19 protein-coding genes and 4 tRNA genes are annotated in these 23,765 nt (G+C 58.7%); 22 read left to right on the top strand and 1 reads right to left on the bottom strand.

Translation table 11 applies throughout. The annotated features are described in order from the left end of the window. The first annotated feature begins 31 nt into the window (after positions 1 to 31). From MITSMUL_RS00905 to clpB, 6 genes are all read left to right on the top strand, one after another. Positions 32 to 1,126, top strand: a complete 1,095-nt coding sequence (locus MITSMUL_RS00905) for a hypothetical protein (protein ID WP_005839097.1) — start codon at positions 32 to 34, stop codon at positions 1,124 to 1,126. A gap of 173 nt (positions 1,127 to 1,299) precedes the next feature. Next, on the top strand, positions 1,300 to 2,127 hold the full coding sequence (thiM, locus tag MITSMUL_RS00910) for a hydroxyethylthiazole kinase (protein ID WP_235269285.1): 828 nt from the start codon (positions 1,300 to 1,302) through the stop codon (positions 2,125 to 2,127). Positions 2,128 to 2,202: 75 nt separating this feature from the next. Then, positions 2,203 to 2,541 (top strand): MTH1187 family thiamine-binding protein, encoded by a 339-nt coding sequence (locus MITSMUL_RS00915; RefSeq protein ID WP_005839101.1) that lies wholly within the window; start codon positions 2,203 to 2,205, stop codon positions 2,539 to 2,541. Next, positions 2,538 to 3,242, top strand: a complete 705-nt coding sequence (locus MITSMUL_RS00920) for a thiamine phosphate synthase (protein ID WP_005839103.1) — start codon at positions 2,538 to 2,540, stop codon at positions 3,240 to 3,242. Before MITSMUL_RS00915 ends, MITSMUL_RS00920 begins: the two co-directional genes overlap by 4 nt. 123 nt (positions 3,243 to 3,365) lie before the next feature. Continuing rightward, positions 3,366 to 3,941: a UbiX family flavin prenyltransferase gene (locus tag MITSMUL_RS00925; protein ID WP_118176470.1), complete on the top strand. Its 576-nt coding sequence runs from the start codon at positions 3,366 to 3,368 to the stop codon at positions 3,939 to 3,941. A 133-nt stretch (positions 3,942 to 4,074) separates the two neighbouring features. Beyond that, positions 4,075 to 6,675: an ATP-dependent chaperone ClpB gene (gene clpB / locus MITSMUL_RS00930; RefSeq protein WP_050751611.1), complete on the top strand. Its 2,601-nt coding sequence runs from the start codon at positions 4,075 to 4,077 to the stop codon at positions 6,673 to 6,675. A gap of 77 nt (positions 6,676 to 6,752) precedes the next feature. On the opposite strand, the gene MITSMUL_RS00935 is transcribed toward clpB, so the two are convergent. Next, positions 6,753 to 7,598, bottom strand: a complete 846-nt coding sequence (locus tag MITSMUL_RS00935; RefSeq protein ID WP_005839109.1) for a polysaccharide deacetylase family protein — start codon at positions 7,596 to 7,598, stop codon at positions 6,753 to 6,755. Between the two features lie 262 nt (positions 7,599 to 7,860). Here MITSMUL_RS00935 and map point away from each other — a divergent pair, with 262 nt between their 5' ends. The 16 genes from map (at position 7,861) to rpoC (ending at position 23,755) form a co-directional block, all read left to right on the top strand. Continuing rightward, a complete protein-coding gene (gene map / locus MITSMUL_RS00940; protein ID WP_040635232.1) occupies positions 7,861 to 8,733 on the top strand; it encodes a type I methionyl aminopeptidase in 873 nt (290 codons plus the stop codon). Positions 8,734 to 8,770: 37 nt separating this feature from the next. After that, complete coding sequence (locus tag MITSMUL_RS00945) at positions 8,771 to 10,096, top strand: DEAD/DEAH box helicase (RefSeq protein WP_005839113.1); 1,326 nt, start codon at positions 8,771 to 8,773, stop codon at positions 10,094 to 10,096. A 237-nt stretch (positions 10,097 to 10,333) separates the two neighbouring features. Beyond that, positions 10,334 to 11,635, top strand: a complete 1,302-nt coding sequence (gene pfp, locus MITSMUL_RS00950) for a diphosphate--fructose-6-phosphate 1-phosphotransferase (RefSeq protein ID WP_005839116.1) — start codon at positions 10,334 to 10,336, stop codon at positions 11,633 to 11,635. 180 nt (positions 11,636 to 11,815) lie between these two features. After that, a tRNA-Met gene (locus tag MITSMUL_RS00955) sits at positions 11,816 to 11,891 on the top strand. A 33-nt stretch (positions 11,892 to 11,924) separates the two neighbouring features. After that, positions 11,925 to 12,000, top strand: a tRNA-Met gene (locus MITSMUL_RS00960). Positions 12,001 to 12,011: 11 nt separating this feature from the next. Next, a tRNA-Thr gene (locus tag MITSMUL_RS00965) sits at positions 12,012 to 12,087 on the top strand. Between the two features lie 9 nt (positions 12,088 to 12,096). Further along, positions 12,097 to 12,173, top strand: a tRNA-Met gene (locus tag MITSMUL_RS00970). A 181-nt stretch (positions 12,174 to 12,354) separates the two neighbouring features. Then, a complete protein-coding gene (gene rpmG / locus MITSMUL_RS00975) occupies positions 12,355 to 12,504 on the top strand; it encodes a 50S ribosomal protein L33 (protein ID WP_005839118.1) in 150 nt (49 codons plus the stop codon). A 32-nt stretch (positions 12,505 to 12,536) separates the two neighbouring features. After that, positions 12,537 to 12,716, top strand: a complete 180-nt coding sequence (gene secE / locus MITSMUL_RS00980) for a preprotein translocase subunit SecE (RefSeq protein ID WP_005839120.1) — start codon at positions 12,537 to 12,539, stop codon at positions 12,714 to 12,716. Between the two features lie 16 nt (positions 12,717 to 12,732). After that, on the top strand, positions 12,733 to 13,287 hold the full coding sequence (gene nusG, locus MITSMUL_RS00985) for a transcription termination/antitermination protein NusG (RefSeq protein ID WP_005839121.1): 555 nt from the start codon (positions 12,733 to 12,735) through the stop codon (positions 13,285 to 13,287). A 42-nt stretch (positions 13,288 to 13,329) separates the two neighbouring features. After that, a complete protein-coding gene (gene rplK, locus MITSMUL_RS00990; protein ID WP_005839123.1) occupies positions 13,330 to 13,755 on the top strand; it encodes a 50S ribosomal protein L11 in 426 nt (141 codons plus the stop codon). A gap of 64 nt (positions 13,756 to 13,819) precedes the next feature. Beyond that, positions 13,820 to 14,500 (top strand): 50S ribosomal protein L1, encoded by a 681-nt coding sequence (gene rplA / locus MITSMUL_RS00995; RefSeq protein WP_005839125.1) that lies wholly within the window; start codon positions 13,820 to 13,822, stop codon positions 14,498 to 14,500. Positions 14,501 to 14,705: 205 nt separating this feature from the next. Next, complete coding sequence (gene rplJ / locus MITSMUL_RS01000) at positions 14,706 to 15,245, top strand: 50S ribosomal protein L10 (protein WP_005839126.1); 540 nt, start codon at positions 14,706 to 14,708, stop codon at positions 15,243 to 15,245. Positions 15,246 to 15,336: 91 nt separating this feature from the next. Continuing rightward, positions 15,337 to 15,705, top strand: a complete 369-nt coding sequence (rplL, locus tag MITSMUL_RS01005; RefSeq protein ID WP_005839128.1) for a 50S ribosomal protein L7/L12 — start codon at positions 15,337 to 15,339, stop codon at positions 15,703 to 15,705. 271 nt (positions 15,706 to 15,976) lie between these two features. Further along, positions 15,977 to 19,699 carry a DNA-directed RNA polymerase subunit beta gene (gene rpoB / locus MITSMUL_RS01010; protein ID WP_005839130.1) on the top strand — a complete coding sequence of 1,241 codons (3,723 nt, stop codon included), beginning with the start codon at positions 15,977 to 15,979 and terminating at the stop codon, positions 19,697 to 19,699. Positions 19,700 to 19,717: 18 nt separating this feature from the next. Further along, entirely contained in the window at positions 19,718 to 23,755 is a 4,038-nt protein-coding gene (rpoC, locus tag MITSMUL_RS01015) for a DNA-directed RNA polymerase subunit beta' (RefSeq protein ID WP_040635233.1), read from the top strand. The last annotated feature ends 10 nt before the right edge of the window (positions 23,756 to 23,765 follow it).

Consider the following 23,765-nt stretch of genomic DNA (forward strand, 5'->3'; position numbering starts at 1 on the left):
GCGGCATGCGGGATAGAGGAGGGACATTTTGATGAAGTTCCAGAAATTCCATTTCATGAATGGCACGATGTGTGCCACGAGCAGCAAGAAGAAGATGACCGCCATCCTGCTGGGGCTGACACTGGCCTTGGCACCGTATGGTATGACGGGCGCAGAGGCAGCAGCAAAGAGCGGCACAGAGGCCGCGCTAGCTGTCACGGCCGTTGTTCCTCCTGCTGATGCGGCAGCGGCAAAAGATGCCGTAAGTGCCGGCGAAGAGGCCAAGGCCGTAAAGGATGCGGCCAAAGGGGAGGCGCAGTCAAGCCCCGTAAAAGAGGATGTCACGATTGATGCGAGGAGTTCGCTCGACCAGTCCTTCGACCAACTGGCAGAAGTCAAGAACGGCACCTATGACATGGACCTCGCCGCTTCGGCGCCGATGGGCAGCACGAGCATGACGAGCCATATCACGTTCGTCTCGGAGCCGTACACGCGGGCGAAGGGCACGATGCAGATCACCTTCACGCTGCCGGGGGCGCCCGTCTTTGAGCGCGAGCTCGATTACTACATCCGCGAGACGGAGAAGGCGACGGCCTTCTACTGCAAGCTCGGCCATGGCGCTTGGGAGAAGTCCGTCACGCCGCGCAAGCCGGCGGACAAGAAGGTCAATGACTTCTGGTCAGAAGCCTTCTCGAACGGCTTCATGGACATCGCGAAGGATGTCGAATTCGGCGTGCAGGACGGCGCGAACCAGACGTATCTCGTGACGGTCGACGGCAAGGTCTTCGGCAAGATGCTCGAGGAGCAGATCAAGCCGACGGCAAAGGACGAGGCGATGCAGAAGACGGTGGCAGAGATCTGCCGCAGCCTGCCGGACTTTACCTACACGGTCACGATTGACACAGAGAAGAACCTGCTGACGGATGTCCACGCCAACCTGACGGAGCCCATCCGCAAGGCGGCTTCCATCATCGTCAAGCGGCGCGACCTGCCGCGCTCGGAGCGCGATAAGATTCTCAAGGACATCCGGGAGAGCACGGTGGACTTCCACCTGCAGGGCCGCGATTTCAACGAACTCGAGGACGTGCAGGTGCCGGCCGAGGTCCTGGCCAATGCCAAGGCCACGGAGCTGCCGCTGGGCGACTGAGCAATCATCCGCTCGACACAATTGCATACGATTTGCGGGGGAACCACGTGTTGAGAAGGCATTGCCTGACCCTTAGAACCTGTTGAGCCAAGACTTGCGTAGGGAGACAAATTCATGAGAAGGAGTTGCCGCTTGGCGTCTCCTTCTTTTTTATATTTAAGGAGGAATCTATTTTGAATCACGAGACGATACAGAAGGAAATCATCGCGGCCGTACACCGGGCAAAGGAAGACTGCCCGCTCGTGCCGTCCATCACGAACACCGTGACGATTGAATTGGTCGCCAATGCCCAGCTGGCTGCTGGCGGCTCTGCCGCGATGGTCTATCTGCCGGATGAAGGCGAGGCCATCGCAGCGGCTGGTGAGGCGTTCTACATCAATATGGGCACGTTGATGCCATTCTATGCAGAGACATTGCCGCGCACGGCCAGAGCCTTGCAGGAACACCGTCGCCCGTGGGTGCTCGACCCTGTCGGCATCGGCATCGGCGGCCTGCGCAAGGGATTGCTGCAGTGCTTCCGCGCCCTGCCGCCGTCTGTCGTGCGCGGCAATGCGTCTGAGATCATCGCTTTGGCCAATCTCTGGGGGCTCGATAGCGGTGTGGCGCGGGACGGCGTGCGCGGCGTCGATGCGACGGACAGCGTCGAGACAGCCCGCCCCGCTGCTGAGGCACTGGCGTCCTTCATTCACGGCGCTGTGGCGGTCTCTGGCGAGCGCGACCTCGTCACCGACGGCACGCTGACCGTCCGCAGTGAGGGCGGTTCGAAGCTTTTCACGAAGATTACGGGGGCCGGCTGCTCGCTCGGCGGCGTCACGGCCGTCTATCTGGCCGAAACCTCGCCGTTCATTGCAGCCCTGACCGCTGTCCAGGCCTACAATCTGGCAGGGACTCGGGCGGCGCGCGAGGCGAAGGGCCCCGGCAGCTTTACCGCGGCCTTCCTCGATGCCCTCTACGCGGCAACGCCTGAGAAAATCGCGGCCAATCCGTTCGTCGTGCTCTGAGCAGAGCAGGCGATGGATTGTGACGGATTGTTTTGACGGATTGTTGGATTGTTATTGAAGAAAAGAGGGATTTTGATGAATACGCTCATTGCAGTGGCGATTGCACCGTGCGGGACTGGCGAGGAGATGTCCGCCTATGTCGGCGAAGTCGTCCGCGTCATCCAGGAGTCAGGCCTGCCGAATCGCACGAACTCGATGTTCACGGAGATTGAGGGCGATTGGGATGAAGTCATGGATGTGGTCAAGCGCGCGACGATGGTCCTGGCCGAGAAGGGCATCCGGACGGAAGTCGTGCTCAAGGCTGACATCCGCCCGGGCTATCACGATATGATGCACGGCAAGCTGCAGCGGCTCGAAAAGCGCCTGGCAGAAGACACGGATGCTGGGAACAATGAAGGGGAGAGACAGGAATGAACATGCGCAAGAAACTCGATATCTCTGCATATCTCGTGGTGGGACCGGAGAACACCTTGGGCCGGCCCGTCGGGGACATCATCCGGGCGGCGGTCGAGAATGGCTTCACCTGCCTGCAGATCCGCTCGAAGACGGCTTCGGCCAGAGAGCTCATCGCGCTCTGCTGCGAGGCAGCGGATGTCCTGCAGGCGCTCGGCAAGGCGGAAGACGTCGTGCTGCTCGTCGATGACCGGCTCGACGTCGTGCTCGCCGCGCGCGAGGCGGGCATCAAGGTCGATGGCATCCACGTCGGCCAGAGCGACATCCCCGTCGCGGTCTGCCGCAAGTTCTTGGGCCCTGAGGCAGTCATCGGGCTGTCGGCGCGCACGCAGGAGCTGCTCAACTACGTCCGTCAGGCCGATACACGGGACATCGACTACTTTGGCGCCGGCCCGCTGCACGAGACGGCGACGAAGCCCGACTGCGGCCGCGATGCTGCGGGACACATCATCACGCGCAGTTTCGAGGAACTCACGGAGCTCCATGCCATCAGCCCCGTGCCGGTCGTCGTCGGCGGCGGCGTCAAGGCGCGCGACCTGCCCGCCCTGCGCAAGACGGGCGTCGATGGCTTCTTCGTCGTCAGCGCCGTGGCAGGAGCCGCGGACCCGGCGGCCGCCGCACGCGAGCTCGTGGCGACCTGGAAAGCTGCACCGCGTTCGTGATACCTGACCGAGCCTAGAGAGACGGGTGCCATTCATGGCACTCGTCTTTTTTTTCGACAGAGCCTATGATAAAATGGATAAAATGAGAAGAGAAGTACAGGATAGAGAAAAGAGGGATGTATCTTGCGATTGATTGTCGGGATTTCGGGAGCCAGCGGTGTCATCATGGGCTGGTATCTCCTGCGGGCGCTGCATGAGATGCCGGAGGTGGAGACGCATCTGATCATCACCGAGGGGGCGGCAGTGACGTTCCCGTATGAGACGGAGCTCTCATTGGCGGAGGTCTGTGCTCTCGCGGACGTCGTGCACGATAACCACGACATGGCGGCCTCGATATCGAGCGGCTCGTACGAGACGGATGGCATGATCATCATCCCCTGCAGCATGAAGACGGTGGCCGGCATCGTCAGCGGCTATACGGATGACCTCCTGCTGCGGGCGGCCGATGTCTGCCTCAAGGAAGGGCGCAAGGTCGTCATCGTGCCGCGCGAGATGCCGATGAGCCGCATCCATCTGCGCAACATCAAGGAGGCAGCCGATTACGGCTGCTGTGTCGTGCCGCCTGTCTTGACGTTCTACAACGGCGCGGATACGGTCGAGAAGCAGATCCAGCACATCATCGGCAAGGTCCTCATGCAGTTTCACCTCCATTCCCGCGACTTCGTGCCCTGGCAGGGCAGCGATGCAGCGGGCCGCTGAAAAAATTTAAAAATAAAGTCAAAAAGTCAGAAAAACCATTTGACTTTTTGACTTTATTCGCTATAATAGGATATAGAAACGATCAAGTTTCAGAATAATGAAGATAATAAGAGCGATTATGGAGGATACGATTATGGGACAAGAAAAATACACAGCGAAGACGCTGGCGGCCCTGCAATCCGCTCAGCAGATCGCAGCCATGAAATACCATCAGGAGATCACGTCGGCACACGTCCTGCTGGCTCTGGCCAAAGAGCCGGAGGGGCTGCTGGCCACGATCTTTGAGGAGTGCCAGACGGATATGCCGATGCTCAAGGCAAGACTCGAGCAGGAGCTCGCGAAGATCCCGAGCGTCAAGGGCACGGACCGCCTCGGCATGGGCATGGACATGGTCCGCGTGCTCGGCCGCGCTGAGGAATACGCCAAGTCCATGAAGGATGACTATGTGTCGACGGAGCACCTGCTGCTGGCTCTCGCGACGGATGGCAGCAGTGAAGTACAGGACATCTGCCGTCAGTTCCACCTGACGAAGTCCGCGATCCAGGCGTCAATTCGTAAGAACCGCAAGCAGAATGTCACGACGGACAACCCGGAGGAAGGCTATAAGTCCCTCGAGAAGTTCGGCCGCGACCTCACGGCAGCGGCGCGCGCCGGCAAGCTCGACCCGGTCATCGGCCGTGATGAGGAGATTCGCCGCACGATTGAGATTCTTTCCCGCCGCACGAAGAACAACCCGGTGCTCATCGGTGAGCCGGGCGTCGGCAAGACGGCCATCGTCGAAGGACTCGCGCGCCGCATCGTGGCGGGCGATGTGCCGGAGTCGCTGAAGAACAAGACGCTCTTCTCGCTCGACATGGGCTCTCTGATTGCCGGTGCGAAGTACCGTGGCGAGTTCGAGGAACGCCTCAAGAGCGTGCTCAACGAGATCGCGAAGTCGGACGGCCAGATCCTGCTCTTCATCGATGAGCTCCACACGGTCGTCGGCGCTGGCGCGACGGAAGGCGCGATGGATGCCGGCAACCTCTTGAAGCCGATGCTGGCCCGCGGCGAACTGCGCTGCATCGGTGCGACGACGCTCAACGAGTACCGCAAGTACATCGAGAAGGATACGGCCCTCGAGCGCCGCTTCCAGCCGGTCATGGTCGGTGAGCCGAGCGTCGAGGATACCATCTCGATCCTGCGCGGCCTCAAGGAGCGCTATGAGGTCCATCATGGTGTGCGCATCCGCGATGCGGCTCTCGTCGCCGCGGCAACGCTCTCGGACCGCTACATCTCGGACCGCTTCCTGCCGGATAAGGCCATCGACCTCGTCGATGAAGCCGCGGCAAAGCTGCGCACGGAGATTGAATCCATGCCGCAGCCGCTCGATGAGATCCGCCGCAAGATTATGCAGCTCGAGATCGAGGAGCAGGCTCTGAAGAAGGAGACGGATGAAGCTTCGAAGGAGAAGCTCCAGAAGATCACGAAGGAGAAAGAGAAACTCCAGAAGGAGGAGGGCGAGCTCAAGACCCAGTGGGAGACGGAGAAGAACGCCATCCTGCGCGTCCGTGCCATCAAGAAAGAGATTGACGGCGTGAACAGCGAGATGGAAGCCGCCGAGCGCGCCTACGACCTCAACCGCATGTCGGAACTCAAGTACGGCAAGCTGCCAGAGCTCCAGAAGAAGCTCAAGGAAGAAGAGACCATCATCGCGGCGAAGTCGAAGGACAACCGCCTGCTCAAAGAAGAAGTCGGCGAAGAGGATATCGCACAGGTCGTCAGCCGCTGGACGGGCATCCCGATGACGAAGATGCTGACGGGCGAGCGTGAGAAGCTGCTGCACCTCGAAGATGTGCTGCACGCCCGCGTCGTCGGTCAGGATGAAGCCGTCAAGGCCGTCAGCGAGGCCATCCTGCGCGCACGCGCCGGCATCAAGGATCCGAACCGCCCGATCGGTTCGTTCATCTTCCTCGGCCCGACGGGTGTCGGCAAGACGGAGCTCGCGAAGACCCTTGCTGAGGCACTCTTCGATGATGAGCGCAGCATGATCCGCATCGATATGTCGGAGTACATGGAGAAGCACAGCGTATCGCGCCTCATTGGCGCGCCTCCGGGATACGTCGGCTACGATGAGGGCGGCCAGCTCACAGAGGCCGTGCGCCGTCGTCCGTACAGCGTCATCCTGCTCGATGAGATCGAGAAAGCGCATCGCGATGTCTTCAACGTGCTGCTGCAGATCCTCGACGATGGCCGCCTGACGGATGGCAAGGGCCGTGTGGTCAACTTCAAGAATACGGTCATCATCATGACCTCGAACCTCGGCTCGCATGAGATCCTCAACAAGAGCTACGAAGAGGCGAAGGGCGCGGTCAAGGAAATCCTCAAGGATTACTTCCGTCCGGAATTCCTCAACCGTGTCGATGACATCATCGTGTTCAAGGCCCTCCAGAAGGAGCAGGTCAAGAACATCGCGGCCATCATGCTCAAGAGCCTCAGCGACCGCCTCGAGAAGCAGATCAAGATCTCGCTGACGTGGACGGACGAGGCGTTGACGGCACTGGCCGACAAGGGCTTCGACCCGAACTTCGGTGCCCGTCCGCTGCGCCGTCTGCTGACACATACGGTCGAGACCTCTCTGTCGAAGCAGATCATCCGCGGCGACGTCCGCGAGGGCGATACCGTCGAAATCGGCTACGACGGGACGAACTTCACGTTCAAGACACTCCCCCGTGTCAAGACGGAAGAGGAAGCATAAGCTGCCCCTTCTCATACAACCCCCTGAATAAAAAATCCGGGAGCCTCATGGCTCTCGGATTTTTTCGCGTTATTGTGTTATGGTGCCGGGACGAATTTTGCGAGGATGGTGTGGCCGTTCTTGACGAGGCTGCGGCTCAGCGCGTCGAGCGGCGCGAAGATCGGCGCGTATTCGAGGCGCAGGCGGAAGCGCAGGAACTGGTGCGAGTTGCAGCCGAAGATTGGCACGCGGTCGAGAATGTAGGGGTTCTCGTCCGGGTTGGCCAGTCCGTAGTGAACGGTGAAGGCGGCGCGGTAGCCGGCTTCCTTCGTCATGCGCTCGAGCTCTTCGTCGTACGAGCCGCACGGGTAGGCGATGAAGTTGATGGGCTTGCCGAGGCGCCACTCGAGCGCCTTCTTGGAGCTGTCGAGCTGATGCCATACCTGGTCAGCCGGAATCTTGTCGAGTTCCGGATGGGAGAGCGTGTGGCTCTCGAAATCGATGAGGCCGCTCTGCTGCATCTCATCGACCTGCGCCCAGGTCATGTAATTGGGGTAGGTGCCGATGAAGTCCGAGATCAGGAAGATCGTGCCCTTGAGGTTATACTTCTCGAGGATCGGGTAGGCGTTCTTGTAGTTGTCGACGTAGCCGTCGTCGAAGGTCAGGATGACGGGCTTCTCGGGCAGTGGCGTGCCGTTCTCCCAGGCATCCATCATCTCTTCCGGCGTAATCGTGTGGTAGCCGTTGTCGGAGAGGTATTTCATCTGCTCGTCGAACTCGTCGGAGTGGACCGTCAGGGAATTCTCGTCGCGGTCGTTGATCTGGTGGTAGTTGAGCACCGGCACGGCACGGGTGGCCGAATGCATGCGGTAGGCACAGAGTCCAAGCACCGCCAAGAAGATTATCAACAGGAACAGCAGGATTCGTTTGATCCAGGTAGTCATCGAGACACATCCTTTTCATTCATACAATACGCTCTTGCGATGGGAACGCGCCCATCTATATACATATCGTTTAGTATATAACAAGCGGGAAATGAGGTCAAGGAAGGGGAGAAGAGCTCAGCGGAGCAGAAAAGGTTTTACAAATCGTCAAATCGGCTTATAATGATATAGGTATGACATGCATAAGGATTTGGCGGCAGATTGCCGTTCATCCCATGGAACATCTCAAGGATATCGCATGGATAAAGGAGTAATTCACCATATGATGAGAAACGATTTATGCTGGTGTGGCAGCGGCAAGAAGTACAAGAAATGCCACGAAGATTTCGATGAGCGCATTGCGGAGATGAAGTTTGACATCTTCCGCGGTCAGGTGCGCCCGCCGAAGAAGATCATCAATAACGAGAAGGACATCGCAGGCGTGCGTGCAGCCGGCGTCATCAACGACGGCGCGCTCGACCTCATGACCGAGATGGTACGTCCGGGCATTGACACGGCGACGCTCGACCAGGCTGCAGCGGACTACATCCGTGAGCGCGGCGGCATCCCGGCCTGCCTCAACTACGAAGGCTATCCGAAGAACGTCTGCATCTCGATCAATGAGGTCGTCTGCCACGGCATCCCGTCGAAGAAGACCATCCTCAAGGAAGGTGACATCGTCAACATCGACATCACGACGATCCTCAACGGCTACTACGCCGATGCCTCGCGCATGTACATCGTCGGTAAGACTTCGCCGGAAGCGGAGAAGCTCGTGCGCGTCACGAAGGAATGCATGGAGCTCGGCGTCCAGGCCATCCGCCCCTGGCACTTCCTCGGCGACATCGGCGCCGCTTGCGAGGCGCACGCGCATGAGAATGGTTACTCTGTCGTCACGGACCTCGGCGGCCACGGCGTCGGCAAGGACTTCCACCTCGAGCCGTTCGTGCCGCACGTCGGCGAGAAGGACACGGGCATGTTGCTCGTGCCGGGCATGATCCTGACGGTCGAGCCGATGATCAACGAGGGCAGTTACAAGGTCGTCGTCGACAAGGGCGATGGCTGGACCGTCCGCACGAAGGATGGCAAGCTCTCCGCGCAGTGGGAGAACACGGTGCTCGTCACGGAGACGGGGACGGAAGTCCTCTCGTCCTGATGGGCAGGAAGAATAAAAAGGATAAGAGGATAGAGATATGACAACATTCCAGGAACTCGGCATCCGCCCCGCACTCTGCGACGTCCTGCGCAGTCACGGCATCAAGGAGGCGACGCCGGTGCAGGAGAAGGCGATGCCGCTCGTGCGCGCCGGCCATGACTGCATCGTCAAGGCGCAGACGGGCACGGGCAAGACGCTCGCCTTCCTGCTGCCGATCATCGAGAAGATCAAGCCGCAGGCCGCTGTCACGCAGGCGCTCGTCATCACGCCGACGCGCGAGCTGGCCATCCAGATCGCCAAGGTCGCGCAGTCGCTCTCTGCTGCAGCCGACATCTCCTCGCTCGTCATCTTCGGCGGGCAGGACATCGAGCGCCAGAAGCAGAAGCTCCGCCGCCACCCGCAGCTCATCATCGGCACGCCGGGCCGCCTGCTCGACCACCTGCGCCGCCAGACAATCGACCTCTCGCAGGTCAACAAGGTCGTCCTCGACGAGGCCGATGAGATGATGCGCCTCGGCTTCATCGAGGACGTCGAGACGCTGCTCGAGGCGACGGCCGCGGACCGCCAGCTCATGCTGTTTTCCGCGACGATGCCGGACCGCGTCAAGGCACTTTCGGCACGCTACATGACAGCGCCGCAGAATCTCGAGATCAAGTCGGAGCACGTGACGCTCGATGCCATCGACCAGGTCATCATCGACACGCGCGAGGAGACGAAGATCGACAAGCTCTGCGAGATCATCAATCAGGAGCAGCCGTACCTCGCGATGGTCTTCTGCCATACGAAGCAGCGCGCACACATGGTCACGATGGCGCTCGCGGCGCGCGGTTACCTCGTCGATGAGCTGCACGGCGACCTCTCGCAGGTCCAGCGCACGCTCGTCCTCAAGCGCTTCCGCAAGGCAGAGCTCCAGATTCTCTGCGCGACGGACATCGCGGCGCGCGGCCTCGACATCGAGGGCGTCACACACGTCTTCAACTACGACATCCCGCACGATGCGGAGAGCTACATCCACCGCATCGGGCGCACGGGCCGCGCGGGCGAGCGCGGCAAGGCCATCACCTTCGTCAACGCGCGCCAGTACGACCTGCTGCGCCGCATTGAGGGCGGCATTAAGGACAGGATCCGCAAGCAGCGCTCGGAGCGCGGCCGCCGTCACAAGGAGAAGCAGGAGCAGATCCTCAAGGAAATCCGCGAGAAGCGCGAGGAGAAGAAGGCTAAGCGCAAGCCGCTCTCGAAGTACGCCAACCGCAAGGGCGCTTCGCACAAGGGCCGCAACGACCGCAGCCGCCGCCAGAAGGCACATGGCACGAAGTCGAACCTCGGCCACCGCGCCAAGCCGGGGCGCTCCGGCAAGCACTGAGACAGCTGCATCACGATGGAGCAAGACATCAGCTGCCCGGACTACCCGGGCGGCTGATTTTTTTGCTTTTTGCGCTGTTTTTGCGAAAAAAGTTGTCAAAAATTTTACATAACAATAGAATGCAAGCAGGAATATGGAGAAAAAAGACGAATAAATGTAACTGTAATCAGATTCGAGTACGAGTATATCGATGATATGAAGTACCGAACGCACCAAAAGACTTAAGGGGGAATTTCCATGATCGGCATCAAGAACGTTATCGCAATCGTCTGCGGCGGTGGCCCGGCTCCTGGCATCAACAGCGTCATCTCTGGCATCACGAATGAGGCGACGCGCCATGGCTGGGATGTGCTCGGCATCTATGATGGCTTCTCGAGACTCGCGCGTGGTGAGAAGAACTACGTCCGCCTCGAGCCGAAAGACATCAGCCACATCCACATGGCAGGCGGCTGCATCCTCAAGATGAGCCGTTTCAACCCGACGAAGAAGGAGTCCGACCTGCGCACGGTCGTCGAGACGCTGACGGAGCTCGGCGTCACGCACCTCGTGACGATCGGCGGCGATGACACGGCCTACAGCTCGGCAGCTGTCTCGGAAGAGGCGCGCAAGATGGGCCGCACGATCAATGTCGTCCATGTGCCGAAGACCATCGACAACGACCTGCCGCTGCCGGAGGGCGTGCCGACGTTCGGCTTCGAGACGGCCCGCGCCTTTGCGACGACGGAGATCGAGAACCTCATGGAAGATGCGCGCACGACGAACAACCGCTGGTACTTCACGATCGCCATGGGCCGCACGGCTGGCCACCTGGCACTCGGCATGGGCCGCAGTGCCGGCGCTGCCATCACGATCATCCCGGAGGAGTTCCCGCAGAAGAAGATCCCACTGCAGCAGCTCGTCGACATCATCACGGGCTCCATCGTCAAGCGCTACCTGACGGGTAAGAACTACGGCGTAGCTGTCATTGCCGAAGGCGTCATCGAGAAGATCGCGCCGGAGGACTTCAAGAAGCTCGGCGAGGTCGTGACGGATGAGCATGGCCACATCCGCTATAGCGAGCTCGACTTTGGTGAGATCCTCAAGCAGGCGGTGCTCGCCGAGGTCAAGAAGATCGGCATCAAGGTCTCCATCATCGATAAGGAAATCGGCTATGAGCTGCGCTGCACGGCGCCGATTGCTTACGATATCGACTATGCGCGCTCGCTCGGTTATTCGGCCGTCCGCTTCCTCATGCGCGGCGACAGCGGCGCCCTGATCTCCATCCAGAACAATGAGGCTGTGCCGATGCGCTTCGAGGACATCAAGGACCCGGCCACGGGCAAGACGCGCGTGCGCAAGGTCAACATCAAATCCGTCCAGTACCGCATCGCGCGCGGCTCGATGATGCGCATGGAGAAGGAGGATCTCGACGATCCGGGTCTTGCCAATGCTTACCGCATGACGCCGAAGGAATTCAAGGCGCGCTATGCTTATCTCTTTGAGACGGGCGAGGAGCAGCCAGCTCCAGCGGCGAAGGATGCAGGCGAGAAGAAGGCATAACGTGATGGTTTGCTTCTATATAAAAAAATAGAAAAGAGCCAGTCAGGGCAGGAAATATTCCTGCTCTGATTTTTTTGCGTTTTTCTCGATTTTTTTTATTTTAACAGTTGACAAGGCGAGGAAAAGGCTCTATAATTATATCTTGTCAGCCGGAAGTGATAAAGCGACGGCAGACGATATCGCGGGATGGAGCAGTCGGTAGCTCGTCGGGCTCATAACCCGAAGGTCACAGGTTCAAGTCCTGTTCCCGCAACCAATTTGATAATCCACATAATTGCTATAGATTCATCGCGGGGTGGAGCAGTCGGTAGCTCGTCGGGCTCATAACCCGAAGGTCACAGGTTCAAGTCCTGTCCCCGCAACCAAATGTGAGGTCGCTGATATAGCTCAGTCGGTAGAGCGTATCCTTGGTAAGGATAAGGTCACCAGTTCAATCCTGGTTATCAGCTCCATTCATACATGGCGGCATAGCTCAGTTGGCTAGAGCATGCGGTTCATACCCGCAGTGTCCGGAGTTCAAATCTCTGTGCCGCCACCAATTCATCAACTGAACCCCTGTTGCAGGGGTTTTATTTATGCCATCTGGCAGATTGCTGCTTTCGCAAAAAGATTTCCTTTCGTCAAGGATTTTGTGTTGACAGCGCCTGTCAACTGTGCTAAATTGTATTAGTGACATTATGAAAAAGTCAACTTTTGCAACGTAAGGGGTGTAATAAAGGATGCGCAACAATATCACGTTGGAGTGCACGGAGTGCCACAGCCGCAACTACCGTACGAACAAGAATAAGAAGAACAACCCGGATCGTCTGGAGTTCAATAAGTACTGCAAGTTCTGCAAGAAGCACACGGTGCATAAGGAAACGAAGTAAGGACGCGTTGTCAGTACGAACGGGGATGTGAAGTGATTGTGAAGAAGTTCCTGGACGAAGTAGTCGCAGAGATGAAAAAAGTGTCCTGGTCCACCAAGAAGGAGCTCGTCAATTATACGGTTGTCGTCGGCATCGCAGTAGCGATTGTTTGCGCCTTGATCTGGATCTGCGATACGTTCTTCGCGAGATTGTTCCACATCATTTTAAGGTGAGCTGGGTGAGATAAGCATGGCAGAAAAAGACGAGATGGATCTTCGTCAGGACAACCCTGGCAGAGCCTGGTATGTAATCCATACGTATTCGGGCTACGAGAACAAGGTCAAGGCCAATCTTGAGCGCCTGATCCACACGGCCAACATGGGCAACATGATCTTCAACGTGGTCGTACCGGTTGAAGACGAGGTCGAGATCAAGGACGGCAAGAAGAAGGTCGTTCCACGCAAGGTCTTCCCTGGGTATGTGCTCGTCGATATGATCGTCGATGAACATTCCTGGTACGTTGTGCGCAACACCACCGGTGTTACCGGTTTCGTCGGTTCTGAGAAGCATCCGATACCGCTTACCGATGCTGAGGCAAAACGTATTCTGAAATCCATGGGAGAAGAGCAGGAACACAAACCCGAACTCGATGTCGCAGTCGGGGATGTCGTTCGCATCAATTCCGGTGTCTTCGAGAACTACACGGGCACGGTTTCCGAGATCGATACGGAAAAGGCGCGCCTCAAGGTCATCGTCGAAGAGACGCCGATTGAGCTTGGTTTCGATCAGGTCGAAACGCTTTGAGCGGAACCATCATTCCATCATTTTTAGGAGGTGAAACACACAATGGCTAAGAAAGTTTCTAAGATTGTAAAGCTTCAGGTTATGGCTGGCAAAGCCAATCCGGCTCCTCCGGTAGGTCCTGCACTGGGCCAGGCTGGCGTCAACATCATGGGCTTCTGCAAGGAATTCAACGAGAGAACTAAGGCACAGGCTGGTCTTACGATCCCGGTCGTGATCACGGTTTTTGAGGATAGATCCTTCACGTTCATCACGAAGACTCCGCCGGCTGCTGTCCTTCTGAAGAAGGCTGCTGGTCTTGAAAAGGCTTCTGGTGAGCCGAACAAGAACAAGGTCGCAAAGCTGCCGCGTGCAAAAGCACAGGAAATCGCTGAGAGCAAGATGAAAGATCTGAACGCTGGCGATATCGAGGCTGCTACCCGCATGATCGAGGGTACGGCTCGCAGCATGGGCATCGAGATCGTCGACTGATCCAGGCCCTTTCCTCCTGTGGGAGGCAATACCGTTATAACCACAACAAAGGAGAACAACACAAATGGCTAAAGCTGGTAAGAAATATCAGGAAGCTGCCAAACTCGTAGAGGTTGGCAAGCTTTACACGGCCGCTGAAGCAATGGAACTCGTCAAGAAGACGGCTACGAAGAAGTTCGATGAGACCATCGAGCTCCACGTCCGCCTCGGCGTTGATCCGAAGTATGCTGATCAGCAGGTCCGCGGCGCTATGGTCCTGCCGCATGGCACGGGCAAATCCAAGCGCGTCCTCGTCTTTGCAAAAGGCGAGAAAGTCAAGGAGGCAGAAGCTGCAGGTGCAGACTTCGTTGGCTCCGATGAAATCGTCCAGAAGATCCAGGGTGGCTGGCTCGACTTCGATGTCGCTGTCGCTACGCCGGATATGATGGGTACGGTTGGTCGTCTCGGTAAGATCCTCGGCCCTCGCGGCCTCATGCCAAACCCGAAACTCGGTACGGTAACGATGGATCTCACGAAGGCAATCAGCGAGATTAAAGCAGGTAAAGTCGAGTACCGCACCGATAAGGCTGGCAACGTCCATTGCCCGATCGGCAAGGCATCGTTCGACGCTGAGAAGCTTCAGCAGAACTTCCAGGCCCTGATTGATACACTGATCCGCGTTAAGCCGGCTGCTGCAAAGGGCCAGTACATCCGCTCCATCACGGTTAGCGCCACGATGGGCCCGGGCGTACCGGTTCAGTTCTGAGCACGGCCCTAGGGATCAGGCGAGACTCCGGTCTCCAATCGCATATCGAAGGCTGTAGACAGCAGGTTTGATATTTCATCATCTAACGACGATCATGTCGCCTGCCGAGGCCGGAGTCACCTAACTTTGAAAATGTGACCTCCGGCGGACAGCCGGAGGTTTTTTGATCTGTTTTAAAATCCAAGAAGATAGGAGGTGTAATAGAATGGGTGTTACTTCCGCAAAACAGGCTGTTGTCGCTCAGCTCAAGGAGCAGCTCGAGTCCGCTAAGGGCGTCGTTCTCACGAGCTACAAAGGTCTGACGGTTGCACAGGATACGGAACTCCGCCGCGAACTCCGCGAGGCTGGCGTTTCCTATCATGTCGTAAAGAACACGATGCTCCGCATTGCTGCCAAAGAGGCAGGCATCGAGGGCATCGAAGAGCACCTCGAGGGCACGACGGCTTTCGCATTCTCCACGGAGGATGCTGTTGCTCCGGCAAAGGTCATCTGCGGCTTCATCAAGAAGAACAAGCTCGAGGATGCTGAGGTACTGACGGTCAAAGTCGGTATGGTCGAAGGCAAGGTCATCGGCGTCGACGAGGTCAAAGCTCTCGCAGCTCTGCCGTCCCGCGAGGAACTCATTGCCAAGCTGCTTGGCAGCATGAACGCACCGATCTCGAATACGGTCAACGTTCTGCAGGGCGTTATCCGCAATGCGGTCTATGTGCTTGACGCAATCCGCTCGCAGAAAGAGTCCGCTTAATTCCATCCAGTGCAGCGCCGCTGCCTGAGGTTTTAAGAAATAAACGCGAAGAATTCAAATCGAAAATAACAAAACATTGGAGGAAAATCAAATGACTAAAGAAGAAATCATGGAAGCCATTGAGAACATGACTGTCCTCGAGCTGTCCGAGCTCGTAAAGGCTATGGAAGAGAAGTTCGGCGTAAGCGCTGCTGCTCCGGTTGCAGTTGCTGCTGCTGGCGCTGCTGCTGGTGCTGCTGCTGAAGAGAAGACCGAGTTCACGGTTGTTCTCTCCGCTGTTGGCGACAAGAAGATCAACGTCATCAAGGCTGTCCGTGAAGCTACGGGCCTCGGCCTGAAGGAAGCTAAGGCTCTCGTTGATGGCGCTCCGGCTCCGGTCAAGGAGAACGTCTCCAAGGCTGATGCTGATGCCCTCAAGGCTAAGCTCGAAGAGGCTGGCGCTACGGTTGAGCTGAAGTAATTCAGTTTGCTGATCATGAGACCGTCCCTTAGGGGACGGTCTTTTTTTTATGCCATCTGACTTGACAGTTGAGAAAAGCTATGGTATAGTGTTAAACTACAGGAAATTGAATAGGGATAACTATGCGTAAGTGGAAAGGAACGGAAGCAAGGTGCAAAAAAATAAGCGAACCTTGTTTTTTTCTTGTTCTATGATTCCGCGTCTATTTGTGTTGTATCTCTATCTTTCAAAAAACATTCTAGTAAAATCAGGCTAAGGGGTGAAGGATTTAATGTTTAATCCTGTGCCGGTGGGCAAACGAACCAGGTATAGCTATGCCAGAATCAAAGAGGTCATGGAAATGCCGCATCTGCTGGACATCCAGCGGAACAGCTACCAGTGGTTCCTCGATAAAGGACTGCAGGAAATCTTCCATGATATCTCACCAATCCAGGATTTCTCCGGAAATCTGGTCTTGTCCTTCGAGAGCTTCTCGCTCGGCGAGCCGAAATACGATCTCGACGAATGCAAGGAGCGCGATGTGACGCTGGCAGCACCTCTCCGGGTGAATGTCCGCCTTATCAATCGCGAGACAGGCGAAATCAAAGAGCAGGAAGTATTCATGGGCGATTTCCCGCTCATGACCGATACGGGTACGTTCATCATCAATGGTGCAGAACGTGTCATCGTCAGCCAGCTCGTTCGTTCTCCGGGCGCCTACTACGGCGAGGAGATCGATCCGACCGGCAAGCACCTCTACAATGCGACGGTCATCCCGAACCGCGGCGCATGGATCGAGCTCGAGACGGATACGAATGATGTCGTCTCGGTCCGCATCGACCGCACGCGCAAGATGCCGGTGACGTATTTCATCCGCGCACTCGGTTTCGATACGGATGAGAAGATCATCGAGCTCTTCGGCGACGACCCGCGCATGCTCAACACGATTGAGCGCGATGGCGAGGAGGTCAAGTCGCAGGGCAAGGCTGTCATCGAGATCTACAAGCGCCTGCGTCCGGGCGAGCCGGCGAATGAGGACAATGCAACGCAGCTCCTCAACTCGCTGTTCTTCGACCCGAAGCGCTACGACCTCGCGACGGTCGGCCGCTACAAGCTGACGAAGAAGCTCGGCTGGAAGCGCCGCATCCTCGGCAAGGTCCTCGCAGAGCCGATCGTCGATCACGAGACGGGTGAGATCGTCATCCCGCAGGGCGAAGTCGTCACGGAAGACATGCTCGACGCTGTCGACGTGGAGCGCGAGAAGCAGATCTTCGGTGAGGGCAACCTCATCACGCTGTTCCTGCTCAAGAAGGACGGCACGAAGGTCCGCCTGCTCTGCTCGCCGACGCTCGACATCCACGACCGCACGATCACGAAGAACGACATCCTCGCATCAATCAGCTATCTGCTGAACCTCATGGATGGCTTCGGCACGACGGACGATATCGACCATCTCGGCAACCGCCGCGTCCGCGCGGTCGGTGAGCTGCTGCAGAATCAGTTCCGCATCGGCCTCTCGCGCATGGAGCGCGTCGTCCGCGAGCGCATGACGATCCAGGACGTCGACGTCATCACGCCGCAGGCCCTCATCAACATCCGTCCGGTCGTCGCTGCGGTCAAGGAGTTCTTCGGTTCCTCCCAGCTCTCGCAGTTCATGGACCAGCACAACCCGCTGTCTGAACTCACGCATAAGCGCCGTCTCTCGGCCCTTGGCCCGGGCGGTCTCTCCCGTGAGCGCGCAGGCTTCGAAGTCCGCGATGTCCACAACTCCCATTACGGCCGCATGTGCCCGGTCGAGTCCCCAGAAGGTCCGAACATCGGTCTTATCGGCTCGCTGGCCACGTATGCGCGCGTCAACCAGTTCGGCTTCATGGAGACGCCGTACCGCCGCGTCGACAAGGAAAACCATCGCGTGACGGACGAAGTCCGCTACCTGACGGCCGATGAAGAGGACGAGCTCGTCATCGCACAGGCCAATGAGCCGCTCGACGAGAACGAGTGGTTCGTCAACGAGCGCGTCACGGCCCGCTACAACGAAGAGACGGGCCTGCATACACGCGAGACCGTCGACTACATGGACGTGAGCCCGCGCCAGGTATTCTCCATCGCGACGACGATGATCCCCTTCCTCGAAAACGACGATGCGAACCGTGCCCTGATGGGCGCGAACATGCAGCGCCAGGCCGTACCTCTTCTGCGCACGCAGGCTCCGCTCGTCGGCACGGGCATGGAGTACAAGGCTGCCTGCGACTCGGGCGTCATGGTCCTCGCCAAGCGCGCCGGTGTCGTCGAGGAAGTCACGGCGGACTACATCAATGTCCGCACGGAGAGCGGCGAACTCGATCACTACAAACTGCAGAAATTCCTGCGTTCCAACCAGGGCACCTGCATCAACCAGGTCCCGATTGTCTATAAAGGCGACGAAGTAGAGGAGAAGCAGCCAATCGCAGACGGCCCGGCAACGGACCACGGCGAGCTGGCACTCGGCTACAACATCATCGTTGCGTACATGCCTTGGGAAGGCTACAACTACGAGGATGCTGTCCTGCTCTCCGAGAACCTCGTCAAACGCGATATCTACACGTCCATCCACATCGAGGAATACGAGTGCGATGCACGTGATACGAAACTCGGCCCTGAAGAGATCACGCGCGACATCCCGAATGTCGCCGAAGAAGCTCTGAAGGACCTCGATGAAGAAGGCATCATCTCGATTGGTGCCGACGTACGTCCTGGCGATATCCTCGTCGGCAAGGTCACGCCGAAAGGCGAGACGGAGCTCACGGCAGAGGAGCGCCTGCTGCGCGCTATCTTCGGTGAGAAGGCACGCGAGGTCCGCGACACGTCGCTGCGCGTCCCGCACGGCGAGCAGGGCAAGATCGTCGACGTCAAGATCTTCAGCCGCGAGAACAACGATGAGCTGCCGCCAGGCGTCAACCGCCTCGTCCGCGTCTACATCGCTCAGAAGCGCAAGATCTCGGTCGGCGATAAGATGGCAGGCCGTCACGGTAACAAGGGTGTCGTCTCGCGCATCATGCGCCAGGAAGACATGCCGTTCCTGCCGGATGGCACGCCGGTCGACATCGTGCTGAACCCGCTGGGCGTCCCGTCCCGCATGAACATCGGTCAGATCCTCGAGGCACACCTCGGCCGTGCCGTCCTCGAGATCGGCAAGCAGATCAAGGAGCACAATCCGACGATTGAGCAGCGCCTGCGCGACCTCGGCTACGACGTCGACCGCCTCGGCATGCCGAAGCCGGATGTCGCCGGCCTGCACATCGCAACGCCGGTCTTCGACGGCGCCAGCGATGAAGAGGTATTCGGCACGATCAAGGCTGCCGGCCTGCCAGTCGACGGCAAGACCGTCCTCTACGACGGCCGCACGGGCGAGCCGTTTGAGAACCGCGTAACCGTCGGCTGCACGTACTTCCTCAAACTGCATCACCTCGTCGACGATAAGATCCACGCCCGCTCCACGGGCCCGTACTCCCTCGTCACGCAGCAGCCGCTCGGTGGTAAAGCACAGTTCGGCGGCCAGCGCTTCGGCGAGATGGAGGTCTGGGCACTCGAGGCGTACGGCGCCGCCTATACGCTGCAGGAGATCCTGACGGTCAAGTCCGATGATGTCGTCGGCCGTGTCAAGGCCTATGAGGCCATCGTCAAGGGCGAGAACATCCCAGAGCCGGGTGTTCCGGAATCTTTCAAGGTCCTCATCAAAGAGCTCCAGTCCATCGGTCTCGACATCAAGGTCCTCAATGAGGATGCCAAAGAGATCACGATCCAGGACGACGATGACGATGATGAGAACATCAATGAGAAAGCAAAGAACCTCGATCTCGATGTAGCAGGTGTCGACCCGACGAAGGGCGAGGATGCCGCTGCAAAGGCTGATGCCGCAGATCATTACGACGAGGGTGCTCCGTCCGACGACGAGAAGCCGGATGACATCATCGCCGATATCGGCAGCCTCGGCTCGATCGTAGATCCGTCCGATGATGGAGAAGATGAGAAATAAGAAGGGAGTGTCATCTCTTTGCTGGATGTAAATAATTTTGATTCGATGCGCATCGGGCTTGCTTCCCCGGAGAAGATCCGGGAGTGGTCCTACGGCGAAGTCAAGAAGCCGGAGACCATCAACTACCGCACGCTCAAACCAGAGCGTGACGGCCTGTTCTGCGAGCGCATTTTCGGACCGACGCGTGACTGGGAATGTCACTGCGGCAAGTACAAGCGCATCCGTTATAAGGGCATCATCTGCGATCGCTGCGGCGTCGAGGTGACGCGGGCGAAAGTCCGCCGTGAGCGCATGGGCCACATCGAGCTCGCCGCTCCGGTCTCCCATATCTGGTACTTCAAGGGTATCCCGAGCCGCATGGGCCTGATCCTCGACATCTCGCCGCGTGCACTCGAGAAAGTCCTCTACTTCGCTTACTACATCGTGCTCGACCCGGGCGAGACGGATCTGACGAAGAAGAGCCTGCTCTCCGAGAAGGACTACCACGAAGCACTCGAGAAATACGGCAACAAGTTCCGCGTCGGCATGGGTGCCGAGGCCATCAAGGAGCTCCTCGAGGAGCTCGACCTCGACCGCATGAGCGAGGTGCTGCGCAAGGAAGTCCGCACGGCTTCCGGCCAGAAAAAGGTCCGCGCCATCCGCCGTCTCGAGGTTGTCGAGGCATTCCGCAAGTCGGGCAACAAGCCGTCGTGGATGATCCTCGACGTCGTCCCGGTCATCCCGCCGGATCTGCGCCCGATGGTACAGCTCGATGGTGGCCGCTTCGCGACGTCGGATCTCAACGATCTCTACCGCCGCGTCATCAATCGCAATAACCGCCTCAAGCGCCTCTTAGACCTCGGTGCGCCGGACATCATCGTGCGCAACGAGAAGCGCATGCTGCAGGAAGCTGTCGATGCCCTGATCGATAACGGCCGCCGCGGCCGTCCGGTCACGGGCCCGGGCAATCGCCCGCTCAAGTCGCTCTCGGACATGCTCAAGGGCAAGCAGGGCCGCTTCCGTCAGAACCTGCTCGGCAAGCGCGTCGACTACTCTGGCCGTTCCGTTATCGTCGTCGGCCCGGAGCTCAAGCTGCACCAGTGCGGCCTGCCGAAGGTCATGGCACTCGAGCTCTTCAAGCCGTTCGTCATGAAGAAGCTCGTCGCTTCGGGCGCTGCGCACAACATCAAGAGCGCAAAGCGCATGGTGGAGCGCGCGCGTCCAGAAGTCTGGGATGTCCTCGAGGACGTCATCAAGGAGCATCCGGTGCTCCTGAACCGTGCACCGACGTTGCACCGCCTCGGCATCCAGGCCTTCGAGCCGGTTCTCACCGAGGGCCATGCCCTGAAGCTGCATCCGCTGGCCTGCACGGCTTACAACGCCGACTTCGATGGTGACCAGATGGCTATCCATCTGCCGCTGTCGGCAGAGGCACAGGCTGAGGCACGCATCCTGATGCTCGCAGCCAACCACATCCTCGCACCGAAGGACGGCAAGCCAATCATCGTCCCGACGCAGGATATGGTTCTCGGTTCTTACTACCTGACGATCCTCAAGCCGGGCGCCAAGGGCGAAGGCATGGTCGTCACGGGCATTGCCGAGGCACTGCTCGCTTATCAGCAGCACGACCTCGAGCTGCAGGCGGAGATCCGTTGCCGCATCAAGGGCTACGGCCTCGTCCGCACGTCCCTCGGCCGCATGATCTTCAACGAGATCCTGCCGCCGGAGCTGCGCTACTACCATCAGGACAAGGAGAATGGCGAGTGGAAGCTCGGCATCCTCATGAACAAGAAAGAGCTTGGCAAACTCGTTGCCAACTGCTATAACCACTTTGGCGCCACGAAAACGGCAGAAGTCATCGACGGTGTCAAGAACCTCGGTTACCATTACGCCTGCATCGCCGGCATGACGGTCGCCATCTCCGACGTCATCGTGCCGCCGAAGAAGAAGGTCATCATCGGCGATACGCAGAAGATCGTCAACAAGGTCGAGCGCCAGTACGACCGCGGTCTCATCACCGAGGACGAGCGTTACCACAAGGTCGTCGCCCTCTGGTCGAAGGCCACGGACGATGTCGCTGACGCCATGATGGACAACATGGACGCCTTCAACCCAATCTTCATGATGGCTGACTCCGGTGCCCGTGGTAACAAGCAGCAGATGCGTCAGCTCGCCGGCATGCGCGGCCTCATGGCTGACCCGTCCGGTAAGATCATCGACCTGCCGATCACGGCAAACTTCCGCGAAGGCCTGTCGGTATCCGATTACTTCATTTCCTCGCACGGTGCCCGCAAGGGTCTGGCCGATACGGCACTGCGTACGGCTGACTCGGGTTACCTCACGCGTCGTCTCGTCGACGTCGCGCAGGACGTCATCGTCCGCGAAGAGGACTGCGACGTCTCGACGCTGAACCTCGTCCAGGCGCGCGCACGCCTGATGCCGTCGACGTTCGATGCACTCGAGCTCCTCAACGACAGCCTCATGGGCCGTCTGCTCGGTGCCGATGTGCTCGACCCGGAGACGAAAGAGGTACTCTTCCCGAAGGATACGATCCTTGACGAGGAGAAGCTCACGACGATCGGCGAGAAGAACATCCGCGAGATCATGGTCCGCGGTTCTTCGCTGGCATCGGAAGCTGCGCTCTCGAACGCGATGATCACGGAAGTGGTCACGCTCGGCGAGCCGGATGAGAAGGAGCGTGAGAAGACGCGCCAGGCCATCTTCCAGGAGATGAACGGCAAGGAGATCACGCACGATGTCGTCGCTCTCGACGGCACGGTCGTCCTGCCTGCTGGCGAGACGCTCACGCAGGAAAGCATCCAGACCATCCTCGACAGCGATGCCAAGGAAATCCACATCCGCAACAACAATGTCCGCGGCATTGCCGTCGAAGCCATCAAGGAAGGCGACGGCATCATCGAGTCGCTGGCAGAGCGCATTGTCGGCCGCTTCCTCGCCGAGAACATCGACGATCCGGAGACGGGCGAGCGCATTGCCTCCATCAACGACATGGTCGATGAGGACCTCGCGAAGCGCATCGAGAAGGTACGCACCCGCGTTTCCATCCGCAGCGTCCTGACCTGCAAATTGCAGTTCGGCGTCTGCGTCAAGTGCTACGGCCGCGACCTGGCCAACCAGGCAGAGGTCGAGATCGGCGAGGCTGTCGGTACGATTGCCGCACAGTCCATCGGCGAGCCGGGCACGCAGCTCACGATGCGTACGTTCCACTCCGGCGGTGTTGCCGGTGACGATATCACCCAGGGTCTTCCGCGTGTCGAAGAGCTCTTCGAGGCACGCAAGCCGAAGCATCATGCCATCATCGCAGAGATCGAAGGCGACGCTGAGGTCGAGGATACGGGCAAGGGCATGCGCAAGGTCACGATCCACCCGAGCGAGGGTCAGGCTCGTGAGTACGCCATCCCGTACGGCGCGCGCATGCACGTCAAGCAGGGCATGCACCTCATGCCGGGCGACAAGCTCACAGAGGGCTCGGTCAACCCGCACGACATCCTGCGCGTCTGCGGCCTGCAGGCTACGCAGCGCTACCTCGTGTACGAAGTACAGAAGGTATACAAGTCCCAGGGTGTTGAGATCAACGATAAGCACATCGAGGTCATGGTCCGCCAGATGCTCCACAAGGTGAAGATCGAGGAGTCCGGCACGACGGACTTCCTGCCGGGCGAGTACATCGACATCAATGCCTTCGAGTCGGCCAATACCAAGGCCATCGAGGAAGGCGGCGAGCCGGCTGTTGCCAAGCCGATCCTGCTCGGTATCACGAAGGCTTCCCTTGCTACGGATTCCTTCCTCTCGGCTGCATCGTTCCAGGAGACGACGCGTGTCCTGACGGATGCCGCCATCAAGGGCAAGGTCGATCCGCTCATCGGCCTCAAGGAGAACGTCATCATCGGCAAGCTCATCCCGGCTGGTACGGGCATGAGCCGCTATCGCAACCTCAAGGTCATTGATAACGATCCGAAGCCGGTGGAGGAGACCTCGGCTGATGAACCAGCTGTGGAGGAGACTTCCACGGAGACGGCGGAGGACACGGTGAGCACCGAGACAACGGGCGCATAAGCCAAGAACC

It is taken from the genome of Mitsuokella multacida DSM 20544 (assembly GCF_000155955.1).
In the GTDB taxonomy this organism is placed as follows: Bacteria; Bacillota; Negativicutes; order Selenomonadales; family Selenomonadaceae; genus Mitsuokella; species Mitsuokella multacida.